This window comes from Gluconobacter roseus, assembly GCF_046058915.1.
GTDB classification, from domain to species: domain Bacteria; phylum Pseudomonadota; class Alphaproteobacteria; order Acetobacterales; family Acetobacteraceae; genus Gluconobacter; species Gluconobacter roseus_A.
The window spans coordinates 1,923,910-1,935,389 of sequence record NZ_CP175538.1 but is presented as its reverse complement, the minus strand read 5'-3'; the positions used below and the strand labels follow the sequence as shown (position 1 = coordinate 1,935,389).

The following is an 11,480-nucleotide window of genomic DNA, read 5'->3' as shown; positions in this document are numbered from 1 at the left end:
GGACAAAGAAAAAGACCTCACCCCCGAAGGGATAAGGCCTTTTTCCTTTTCAGACCGGATTGTCTCAGGCGATGTGGGCCGTTTCGGCTTCTTCCGCGGCAACCAGATACGGACCTGCGGCCAGAACCTGGATGGCCAGCATGCCAAGGCTGTTCGGCTGACGTGCCGTCAGGGACAGCATCGCATTGCCGTTGGTCCAGCGCGCTGCAATGTTTTCCTGAACATCCCAGCCAGCCAGACCAGCTTCCGTCAGGTGCTGGTCGATGCGGATCGTGTTGCCAGAGTCGAACAGCGTGATCTCACCGACGAGAACACCGAGGTCACGACGGTCATCCATGAACGGTCCAACCGTCTCGCTCGGGCGGGACGTACGGGACATCAGGCGAACTTCCGTCACGTCGGACGGGATCATGAACATCACGCGGTCATTGGCGGTCCGGACCTGATGAAGGGTCTGGCCCGTGCTGGTGACGAGATGCAGACCGGAGTCGTCGGTCAGGACCGGAGCCGGGCTGGTGTTCTCAAAACCGGCGTTGATGGCGCGGGCTTCGATCTCACGGAAGATCGGCTCGACTACCTCGTGGCTGACAACCAGCGGAGCGGCTGCGTCATCATTCCAGTTGCGTGCACGGCCACCGAGCAACACGACGGTGCCGTTCTGGCGGAAAGAGTGACGGTTCCCGGTGTCGAGATAGCTTTCCGTCATCATGCCATCAGCCATGATGACCGAATGTTCTGCCGTTTCCACATGGAAGTAGTCGTAGGACGACATGGTGCGGTCATAGACCACGGAACGACCGTTCACGAGCATACGGGCCGGGATGAAGCCACCGTTGATGAACAGGCAGTGCTCCGGCGTGACCAGCATGTCCTTGTAAGGCACGCCCTCAGCCAGCGCATCCTTCATGATGCGGACCGGATAACCTGCCTCGGCATCGCTCAGACCCGTCTTGGCAACCATATGTGCCCGGCCGGCCCAGGTCACGGTGCGCTCAACGGCCTCACCGTTCACGAAAGCCAGAACCGTGCTGCCCAGACGCAGGGTCTCGACGGCAACGTCACCTTCCGGCGTGCGGATCATGCTGCCAGCAAGGAAGCAGGTCGTGGTGCCGTTGTCTTCCACAATCCAGCCATTGCTGCCGTCCTGAACGATGGATGCCGTGGCGGCAGGCGTGAAACCGTCAGCCGTATGGATATTGCCATAGGTCAGCTCGCGACCGTCAACCAGCTTGACCGTCAGGGTGTAGGAACCATCGTCGTTCGGTGTGTAGGTGGCAGCCGTCGGAGCGGATGTGACACCGGAGATACCGAAATGCGTGTTGGCGGACACACCGTTGATGACGATGTTCTGGTTGTTGGCAGAGTTGTTATGCAGAAAACCGTTGGCTTCGACATAAACCGTATTCACCGTCGAAGGATCAACATTGATGGTGTTGATGCTTTCACTCGGGTTCAGGAACAGGCTGCTGTCCTGCGACAGGCTGACCGTGCCGCCACTGATCCAGAGCGGGTTGGTCGCCGAGCCCAGCGTGGCGTTGATCAGGTTGATCGTGCCGCCGTTATTGACGTTGTTGGTATCGAACACGACGTTATTGTCGTTGTTCATGATCGTGATCGTACCATCGTCACGGTTCATCGTGACGCCACCGAGTTCAACCTTCGACGGGGTGTTGATCAGGATCGTGCCATCGTTTTCGAAGCCGGCCGTGGCAAAGACATAGCCGTTGTAGTTGTTGCCGCCATTTGCCGTGATTTCCAGCGTGCTGTTCTGCCAGACGCTGAGGCTGCGGATCTGGTTGTAGGACGGTGCGTTGGCGACAACGGTAGTCGGCGTGGTGTTGCCGTAATAGCCGACATTGACGTCAGCGTTCTGCTCGCTTTGCGGAATTGCGTCGCCGTTGAAGGAGTTGCCCGTCGTATTAATGACATGGCCCTGGCCGTCATACAGCGTCCAGTTCTTCGGATCGTACCAGTCACCGCCGGTGGCGGGACCGGTCCAGCGCCATGCGGCATCGTGGTTGTGATAGCTGACGGCGTTGGTGCTGTACTGGGAGGTGTCACCACCGGCGCTTGCTGCAGCAGCGGCCGTTGAAGCCATCTGCTGGTGCAGATCGCTCGTAGCATAAGACGCCGAAGCCGTGCTCGTACCGGCATCTTCGATCAGCCAGCCTGTCGTTCCATCCTGAACGATCGTCGCATGGGCGGCAGGCGTAAAGCCGTCTGCAACATGCACCGTCGGATAGGTGATGGCACGGCCGTTACTGAGATTGATCGTCAGGGTGTAGGACCCGTCGGAGTTCTCGGCATAGGTGGCGGAGGTCGGCGTGGAGTCACCGCCGCTCAGGACACCGAAATGGGTGTTTTCAGACACACCGTTGATAACGGTGTTCTGCACGGAACCGCTGTCGTTGGTGTAGAGGTTCCTGACATAGATCGTGTTGACGCTTGCCGGATCGACGTTGAGCGTGGAGCCTTCGCCATACAGACCTGCAACGAGCGTGCTGTTCTGAAGGTTGACCGTACCACCAGCGATCGAAACGGGAGCGGCCTCGCTGCCAAGGGTCGAGTTGACCAGGTTCAGCGTACCGTTGTTCAGGCGCGCATCGTCAAGCGTCACGTTCCCGTTGTTGTTCATGATCGTCAGGGTGCCGTCGCCTGACGTTACACCGCCGAGTTCGACCTTGGACGGGGTATCGACGATGATCGTACCGTAGTTTTCCACACCGGCCGTCGCAAAGACGTAGCCGTTTCCGCCCTGCGCCGTGATCTTCAGGGTGCTGTTCTGCCAGACGCTGAGGCTGCGGATCTGGTTGTACAGCACGGCATTGGATACGACCACGAACGGCGTGGTGTTGCCGTAATAACCGACATTGACGTCCGCATTCTGCTCGCTCTGGGGAATGGCGTCGCCGCTGAAGGAATTATCGGTCGTGTCCACCGGATTGCCGGCATTTTTCAGAGCCCAGTTGCTCGGATCGGACCAGTCCCCGCCCGTTGAGGAACCAGCCCAGTCCCAGGCATAGTCATGCTGGTGAAAGCTGGTTTCGTCGCTCTTGTAGGTGACGTCGTCGGTTCCGGTGGTCGTATCGGCCATGATGAGATCTTCCAAAAAGATTTCCGGCAGAGAAGACTCGCCGGTGTATGTTTGGGAATTGCTAACGGTTTCAAATAAGGCGCGCAAGTTAATAATATGCAAACTGCGGCCCTGATTTTGCGCAAATTCGTGAATCTTTCGTGCGCGTGACATGTCCCGCCGCATGAGGGACTAGGAACTTCCGCAACGGGGGCGCCTCCTGCGGGGCAGGTGTGGCGTGTCGGCGACGCATGCGGTATGCTGAGACAACTGAATTCTAGCGTGGTGACCTGTCTTGACCGAGCTGACCGAGCCGACTGATCTGACCCCTTCCGGCCGTCTTCCTGTGACGATCGAGGAGGAGATGCGCTCCTCCTATCTGGCCTATGCGATGTCCGTGATCGTATCGCGTGCGCTGCCGGATGTGCGGGACGGTCTGAAGCCGGTCCATCGCCGTATTCTCTATGCGATGCGCGAAAGCGGCTTCACCGCCGACAAGCCTTACCGCAAGTCGGCGCGTGCGGTCGGTGACGTGATGGGTAAATACCATCCGCATGGTGACAGCTCGATCTATGACGCCATGGTCCGGATGGCGCAGCACTGGTCGATGCGCGTCAAGCTGATCGACGGTCAGGGCAATTTCGGTTCGGTCGACGGCGATAGCCCGGCTGCCATGCGTTACACCGAGGCCCGTCTGGCCAAGGCGTCATCCTTCCTGCTGGACGACATCGACCGCGATACCGTCGATTTCCAGCCGAACTATGACGAGAGCGAAAACGAGCCAAAGGTTCTGCCGGCCGTCTTCCCGAACCTGCTCGTCAACGGCGCGGCCGGTATTGCCGTCGGCATGGCGACCAACATCCCACCCCATAATCCGGGTGAGGTCATCGACGCCACGCTGGCCATGATCGCCAACCCGGCCATCGAACTCGACGAGTTGATGCAGATCATCCCGGGGCCGGATTTCCCGACGGGTGGCATCATCATGGGCCGCAGCGGCATCCGTCGCGCCTATGAGACGGGTCGCGGCTCCATTCCGGTCCGCGCGCGAGCCGAGATCGAGGAAATCCGCAAGGACCGTCAGGCCATCATCATCACCGAGATCCCGTATCAGGTAAACAAGGCCACGTTGCAGGAAAAGATCGCCGATCTGGTGCGGTCCAAGGAAATCGAAGGCATTTCCGACATCCGCGACGAGTCCGACCGCTCGGGCATGCGTGTCGTCATCGAGCTCAAGCGCGATGCGACCCCGGATGTGGTGCTGAACCAGCTCTATCGTTTCACGCAGCTTCAGACGTCCTTCAGCGCCAACATGCTGGCACTCGACGACGGCAAGCCGCGCACGATGGGCCTCAAAGATATCCTGGAAGCCTTCCTGCGCTTCCGCGAGGAAGTCATCCTGCGCCGTGCCCGCTTCGATCTGAACAAGGCCCGCGACCGCGGACATCTGCTGGTCGGTCTGGTTCTGGCAGTTGCCAATATCGACGAGGTCATCGCGCTGATCCGCGCCGCGCCGGATGCCGCAACGGCCCGTGAATCGCTGATGGCGCGGGAGTGGGATGCTGCAGAAGTCATCCCGCTGCTGGAGCTGATCCATGACGAGGGCAATGTCATCATTGATGGCAAGGTCCGCCTGACGGAAGCACAGGCCCGCGGCATTCTGGAGCTGCGCCTGCAGCGCCTGACGGGTCTGGAACGCGAGAAGATCCAGGGCGAACTCGGTGAAGTCGCCCACAAGATCGGCGAACTGCTGGCCATTATCGAGAGCCGTCCGCGTCGTATGGAAGTCATGCGCGAGGAACTTCTGGCTGCCCGCGCCGAGGTCGCCACACCGCGCGTGACGGAAATTTCCGACGCACTGGGTGACCAGACCGACGAAAGCCTGATCGAGCCCGGCCAGATGGTCGTCACCATCACCCGCGATGGCTTCATCAAGCGCACGCCGCTGGAGGTCTTCCGCTCCCAGAACCGTGGTGGCCGTGGCCGCACGGCCTCCGGGCGCCGCGGAGATGACGTGATCGTCCGCAGCTTCAACGCCCATACGCATCAGTGGGTAATGTTCTTCTCCTCGGGCGGCAAGGCCTACCGGATGAAGGTCTGGCACCTGCCGGAAGCCGCGCCGACTGCCAAGGGCCGCGCGCTGGTCAACCTGCTGCCCGAACTGGGCACCGACTCCATCACGGCCGTTCTGCCGCTGCCGCAGGACGAGGAGCTGTGGGAAGACCTGCACCTCGCCTTCGCCACGGCCAGCGGCAATGTACGCCGGAACCGCCTGAGCGATTTCCGCAACATCCGCGCTTCCGGCCTGATTGCCATGAAGCTGGATGAAGGAGACTCCCTGATCGGCGTGGCAACCTGCCGTGAAGGTCAGGACGTGTTCCTGGCGACGAAGAACGCGCGCTGCATCCGCTTCCAGATCACAGACGAAACGCTGCGTGTGTTTGCCGGCCGTGGCAGCACGGGTGTGCGTGGCATCCGTCTGGGTGAGGGCGACGCCGTCATTTCGCTGTGCATCCTCAATCACGTCGAAGCCAGCGTCGAAGAGCGTTCGGCCTATCTGCGCATGGCCAATGCCAAGCGTCGCGCCGAGAATGCTGCCCTGGATGACAGTGCCGAGGACGAGACCGTTTCCGGTGATGAGGAAACCGTCGAGATCACGGGCGACCTGACGCAGGAGCGTTTCGAGGAACTGGAACAGCAGGAAGAAATCCTCCTGACCGTGACGGATGGTGGCTTCGGCCGCCGCTCTTCGGCCTATGATTACCGTGTCTCGGGCCGTGGTGGTCAGGGCATCACCAACATGACCTTCTCCGCAAACCGTCGCGGCAAGGAAGTAGTGGGCACGCTACCGACGCTTGATGGCACGGACGTCATGCTGGTCACGGATACGGGCCGCCTGATCCGCCTGCCGGTGTCGCAGGTTCGCGTCATGGCCCGTCAGGCCAGCGGTGTGACGCTGTTCCGCCTGAATGATACCGAGACCGTCATCTGCGTCTTCCCGGTTCTCGAAGACGACACGGAAGAGGGCGATGCGGATGAAGGATCGGAGGCAGGCGCCAAGGTGATTGGGGACGCCAGCTCCTCCGAAGAGGCTCCTGAAGCACCCTCCGCAGGCGACAATGCTGCACCTGACGCCTGAAACGCCGACTGATCCACGTGTCGGGTTCTATCCCGGCACGTTCGATCCGGTCACGTTCGGGCATCTCGACATCATCCACAGGGCCTCCGCCCTATTCGACCGCCTGCTGGTCGGCGTGGCGGTCAATGAAGGCAAGCAGCCGCTTCTGGATCTGGAAGCACGGCTTACGGCCCTGCGCCATGAGGTGAACGAGCTGCCGCATGGCGACCGGATTGAGGTCGTCGGCTTTGATACACTGCTGGTCGATGCCGTCCGTCAGGCAGGCGCGGGCACGGTCGTGCGCGGGCTGCGATCCGGCGGGGATTTCGACTATGAAAGCCAGCTTTCCGGCGCCCTGCGTCGTCTGGCTCCGGAAATCGAGACAGTCTTTCTGCTGTCTTCTGAAGAACATCGCAGCACGGCCAGCAGGATCGTGAAGGAAATCGCGCGACTAGGTGGCGATATTTCTCCCTTCGTCAGCGAAGATGTTGCACGTATCGTCTTGTCGAAACTGGGCCGAGGGCCGACATAAGAGCCTTCAACGATTTCTGGAAGGTTCCAAGATGTCCGATACTGCAGTGCCCGACGGCAACAAGCTGGTTTTCGAGCTCAAGACTGGCAAGGTCGTCATCGAGCTGCGCCCTGACCTGGCTCCGCTGGCATGTGAGCGTCTCAAGCGTCTGGCCAGCGAAGGCTTCTATGACGGCGTGGCGTTCCATCGCGTGATCGAAGGCTTCATGGCCCAGGGTGGCGATCCGACGGGAACAGGCACGAGCGGCAGCTCCTATCCGGACCTCAAGGCCGAATTCACGGACAAGGCCAAGTTCGAGCGCGGTACGGTGGGCATGGCCCGCACGATGGCACCGCACTCCGCCAACAGCCAGTTCTTCATCATGTTCGCTGACAGCCCGCACCTGAACGGTCAGTACACGATCGTCGGCAAGGTGATCGAAGGCATGGAATATGTGGACCAGCTCAAGCGCGGTTCGGGCGCAGGCGGCGTGGTCAAGGACCCCGACACTATCGTCAAGGCTTATGTCGAAGCCTGAGCCCCGCTGAAAAGCAGGACTACGGGAAGGTCGGTGCAGAGATGCACCGGCCTTTTTTGTTGCCTTTTTCCCGGCGCGCGCATCATGCGCCGGTTCATAAGTCGCACTTATGAACAGATAGAAACATAAGATTTCACTTTCCTTTTCCAGAATCGTATGGTCATCACGATCAGAAAAGGAAGAATAACAATGATGATCAGAAAGAAAGCTCTGGTATTCGACGCAGTATTACTGTCCTGCGCTCTTGCCCTGTCCGCCTGCTCAGGCGGTGTTGCCAATGGAACCGATGGTCGAAGCCATTTCGCCGACACGGTTGCAGTCATGACGCCGGACCCGTCCAGTATTCCGGACCGGGCGGTCTTTTAAGACCCGGCCCACGGGCTGACGGAAAAAGCCCTGCCATGGCGGATGTCGGCTGACATCCGCCATTTTTTTATCTGCTAACTGCTTTTCCCTGACAGGATCAGAACGGGATTTCGTCGTCCAGATCGTTGTCCGGCGGGGCATCCCACCCGCCATTGCTGCCACCTGAACGGTTGCCGCCACCAGCGTTCCCGCGGGATCCTCCCCCGAAACCGCCCGAGCCACCAGCTGAGCCGCCCCGGCTGCCACCGCCGAAGCCGCCACCGCCGCCATAGCCACCGCCGTTGTCAAAACCGCCATCATCGCCGCCACCGCTGCGATTGCTGTCGATCAGCACGAGATCACCGCGGAAACGGTCGATCACGACTTCGGTCGTGTATTTTTCCTGGCCGGACTGGTCGGTCCATTTGCGGGTACGAAGTTCGCCCTCGATATAGACCTTGCGGCCCTTGCGCAGATAGCGCTCGGCAACATCGGCCGTGCGCTCGTTGAAGATCACCACGCGATGCCACTCGGTGCGCTCCTTGCGCTCACCCGACTGCTTGTCGTTCCAGGTGTCGGAGGTCGCAACGGTCAGGTTGACGATCTTCGCCCCCGACTGCGTGTTGCGGACTTCCGGATCCTTGCCCAGATTTCCGACCAGAATCACCTTGTTGACGCTGCCTGCCATTCCCGTCCCAACCAATTTTCTCGAATTGTTCTTTTCTTATCCTTCTAAACGCCCATCTATGATTGATCCAGCGCCCTTCAAGAGCGTTCTGCTTTCACAATCGCTTTTTCTCCACATTCCGGGGTTTCCGTGAGCTTTCCAGACAACCATTCGATCCGTGTCCGTGGGGCCCGCGCCCATAATCTCAAGAATATCGATGCCACGATCCCCCGTGATTCCCTGACGATCATCACGGGTCTGTCTGGCTCCGGAAAATCCTCCCTGGCCTTCGACACAATCTATGCCGAGGGCCAGCGGCGCTATGTGGAAAGCCTTTCCGCCTATGCCCGCCAGTTCCTCGAACTGATGGGCAAGCCGGATGTGGATTCCATCGAGGGCCTCTCCCCGGCCATCTCGATCGAGCAGAAAACCACCTCCAAGAACCCCCGCTCGACCGTGGGCACGATTACGGAAATCCATGACTACATGCGTCTGCTCTGGGCGCGTGTCGGCATTCCCTATTCCCCCGCGACCGGCCTGCCGATCGAGGCGCAGACCATCAGCCAGATGGTGGACCGCGTCATGGCCATGCCGGACGGCATGCGCCTGATGCTGCTTGCGCCAGTCGTGAGGGACCGCAAGGGCGACTGCAAGCGCGAACTCGCCGAGCTGACACGCAAGGGCTTCACCCGCGTGAAGATCGACGGCGAGTTGTATGAAATCGCCGAGGCACCGGAGCTGAACCGCAAGACACGTCACACGGTCGAAGTCGTAGTGGACCGGATCGTCGTCAAGGAAGGGATTGAATCCCGCCTGGCCGACAGTTTCGAGACCGCGCTCGAACTCTCGGATGGTCTGGCCTACGCTGAGGAAGTCAAGCGCGCGGGCGAAAAGGAAGCCCCCGCGCATGTCGTGTTCTCGTCCCGCTTCGCCTGCCCCGTCTCCGGCTTCACGATCGAGGAGATCGAGCCGCGCCTGTTCTCCTTCAACGCGCCGATGGGCGCCTGCCCGGTCTGTGACGGCATCGGCACCGAAACCCATTTCGACGCGAACCTGATCGTCCCGGATGACAGCCTGACATTGGCCGAAGGCGCGATTGCTCCGTGGAAGGGTGCGAGCACGGACTGGTACGACCAGACGCTCGCCGCCCTCGCCCGCCATTGCGGCGACAACATGAACACGCCTTGGAGCGAGCTTCAGCCCGCCACACAGGACCTCATCATCAACGGTTCGAAAGAGCCAATCGACATTCCCTACAGCGATGGCGGGAAGGTCCATATCATCACCAAGCCGTTCGAGGGCGTGCTGAAGAACCTGCGCCGCCGCATGGCCCAGACGGACAGCATGTGGGTGCGCGAAGAGCTCTCCCGCTACCAGTCCGAAAAGCCGTGCCATGCCTGCCACGGCGCGCGCCTCAAGCCCGAGGCCCTGTGCGTGAAGGTCAAGGATCTCAACATCGCCGAAGCCTCGGACATGCCCATCCGCAAGGCGCTCGACTGGTTTTCCACCGTGGAAGCGACTCTCACGCCCCAGCGCGCCGAGATTGCCCGCCGCATCCTGCGCGAAATCACGGACCGACTGCACTTCCTCGACGATGTCGGGCTGGACTACCTCACACTCTCTCGTGGTTCTGCCACCCTCTCCGGCGGCGAAAGCCAGCGCATCCGTCTGGCGTCCCAGATCGGTTCTGGCCTGACGGGCGTGCTGTATGTGCTCGACGAACCCTCCATCGGCCTGCACCAGCGCGACAATGAACGCCTGCTTGGTACGCTCGACCGCCTCAAGCGCCTCGGCAACACCGTCATCGTCGTCGAACATGACGAGGACGCCATCCGCGCCGCCGATTACCTGATCGACATGGGGCCGGGTGCCGGCAAACTCGGCGGTGAGGTCATCGCGGTCGGCACCCCGGCCGAAGTCGCCAAAAACCCCAACAGCATCACCGGCGCCTATCTGTCAGGCCGCAAGGTCATTCCCGTTCCAACCGAGCGTCGCAAGCCCAGCGGCATGCTCACCCTGCACGGCGCACGCGGGAACAACCTCAAGGATCTGACGGTCGATTTCCCGCTCGGCACCTTCATCGCCGTCACGGGGGTTTCGGGTGGTGGTAAATCCACGCTGGTCATCGATACGCTGTACAAGGCACTCTCCCGCCAGCTCATGAAATCGAGCCAGACGCCGCTTCCCTATGACCGTCTGGAAGGCGTGGACAATCTCGACAAGATCATCGAGATCGACCAGTCCCCGATCGGCCGCACCCCGCGCTCCAACCCCGCGACCTATACGGATCTGTTCGCCCCGATCCGCGACTGGTTCGCCGAACTCCCCGAATCCAAAGCGCGTGGCTACAAACCGGGCCGCTTCTCCTTCAACGTGAAGGGCGGCCGCTGCGAAGCCTGTCAGGGCGACGGCGTTCTCAAAATCGAGATGCACTTCCTGCCGGACGTGTACGTGACCTGCGACACCTGCAAAGGCGCGCGCTACAACCGCGAAACGCTGGACGTGAAGTTCCGCGGCAAGTCCATCGCGGATGTGCTGTCCATGACCGTGGACGAGGCCCTGCCGTTCTTTCAGGCCGCCCCGAAGATCCGCGACCGTCTGGCCATCCTGCAACAGGTCGGGCTGGGCTATGTCGCCCTCGGCCAGCAGGCTACCACGCTCTCGGGCGGCGAGGCCCAGCGCGTCAAACTGTCGAAGGAACTGGCCAAACGCGCCACCGGCCGCACGGTCTACATCCTCGACGAGCCCACGACCGGCCTGCACACCGAAGATGTCCGCAAGCTACTCGAAGTGCTGCACACCCTTGTCGATCAGGGCAACACGGTGCTGGTGATCGAGCACAACCTGGAAGTCATCAAGACGGCCGACTGGCTGATCGATATCGGCCCCGAAGGCGGGGACGGCGGCGGTCAGGTCGTCGCAGCCGGAACGCCGGAAGACATCGCCGCCTGCAAGGCCAGCCATACCGGCCGCTTCCTAGCCCCGCTGCTGGACGCACCGGGTGCAAGACAGCCGCGTAAGGTCACAGCCACCAAAATCACACAGGCCATGCTCGCCGCCAGTCTGCCCCCGCCAAAAGCCGAACGCATGGCCGCAAAAAAGGCAAAGGCTGCCAAAGAAAAAGCAGCTGAAAAAGCCAGCGCTGAAAAGAAGCCCAGAGGTCGCCCCGCCGGATCCCGTAACAAAACCAAAGCCTGAACCCGGTCTGGTCCTGAAGAGTCAGCCCCT

7 protein-coding genes are annotated in these 11,480 nt (G+C 61.0%); 5 read left to right on the top strand and 2 right to left on the bottom strand.

The genetic code is table 11. The features are described 5' to 3' along the window. Positions 1 to 64 precede the first annotated feature (64 nt). Positions 65 to 3,094 carry a Hint domain-containing protein gene (locus tag ACJ2A4_RS08990; protein ID WP_408872568.1) on the bottom strand — a complete coding sequence of 1,010 codons (3,030 nt, stop codon included), beginning with the start codon at positions 3,092 to 3,094 and terminating at the stop codon, positions 65 to 67. A 283-nt stretch (positions 3,095 to 3,377) separates the two neighbouring features. Between ACJ2A4_RS08990 and gyrA the strand changes: the two genes are divergently transcribed. From gyrA to ACJ2A4_RS08970, 4 genes are all read left to right on the top strand, one after another. Then, a complete protein-coding gene (gyrA, locus tag ACJ2A4_RS08985; RefSeq protein WP_408874143.1) occupies positions 3,378 to 6,212 on the top strand; it encodes a DNA gyrase subunit A in 2,835 nt (944 codons plus the stop codon). Next, a complete protein-coding gene (gene coaD, locus ACJ2A4_RS08980; RefSeq protein WP_408872567.1) occupies positions 6,193 to 6,723 on the top strand; it encodes a pantetheine-phosphate adenylyltransferase in 531 nt (176 codons plus the stop codon). The genes gyrA and coaD overlap by 20 nt, the downstream gene beginning before the upstream one ends. Before the next feature lie 31 nt (positions 6,724 to 6,754). Continuing rightward, entirely contained in the window at positions 6,755 to 7,240 is a 486-nt protein-coding gene (locus ACJ2A4_RS08975; RefSeq protein ID WP_062459389.1) for a peptidylprolyl isomerase, read from the top strand. A 189-nt stretch (positions 7,241 to 7,429) separates the two neighbouring features. Then, positions 7,430 to 7,606, top strand: coding sequence for a hypothetical protein (locus tag ACJ2A4_RS08970; RefSeq protein WP_408872566.1), 177 nt, complete (start codon positions 7,430 to 7,432; stop codon positions 7,604 to 7,606). 97 nt (positions 7,607 to 7,703) lie between these two features. Here ACJ2A4_RS08970 and ssb read toward each other — a convergent pair whose 3' ends face one another. After that, positions 7,704 to 8,273 (bottom strand): single-stranded DNA-binding protein, encoded by a 570-nt coding sequence (ssb, locus tag ACJ2A4_RS08965; protein WP_062499917.1) that lies wholly within the window; start codon positions 8,271 to 8,273, stop codon positions 7,704 to 7,706. A gap of 129 nt (positions 8,274 to 8,402) precedes the next feature. Between ssb and uvrA the strand changes: the two genes are divergently transcribed. Next, complete coding sequence (gene uvrA, locus ACJ2A4_RS08960; protein ID WP_408872565.1) at positions 8,403 to 11,450, top strand: excinuclease ABC subunit UvrA; 3,048 nt, start codon at positions 8,403 to 8,405, stop codon at positions 11,448 to 11,450. Positions 11,451 to 11,480: the final 30 nt, after the last annotated feature.

What these genes read in the sequence shown, in the direction of transcription:
- ACJ2A4_RS08975 (WP_062459389.1), top strand. Translation starts at nt 6,755, where the DNA reads ATGTCCGATACTGCAGTGCCCGACGGCAACAAGCTGGTTTTCGAGCTC.
- ACJ2A4_RS08970 (WP_408872566.1), top strand. Translation starts at nt 7,430, where the DNA reads ATGATGATCAGAAAGAAAGCTCTGGTATTCGACGCAGTATTACTGTCC.
- ACJ2A4_RS08990 (WP_408872568.1), bottom strand. Translation starts at nt 3,094, where the DNA reads ATGGCCGATACGACCACCGGAACCGACGACGTCACCTACAAGAGCGAC.
- ssb (WP_062499917.1), bottom strand. Translation starts at nt 8,273, where the DNA reads ATGGCAGGCAGCGTCAACAAGGTGATTCTGGTCGGAAATCTGGGCAAG.
- coaD (WP_408872567.1), top strand. Translation starts at nt 6,193, where the DNA reads ATGCTGCACCTGACGCCTGAAACGCCGACTGATCCACGTGTCGGGTTC.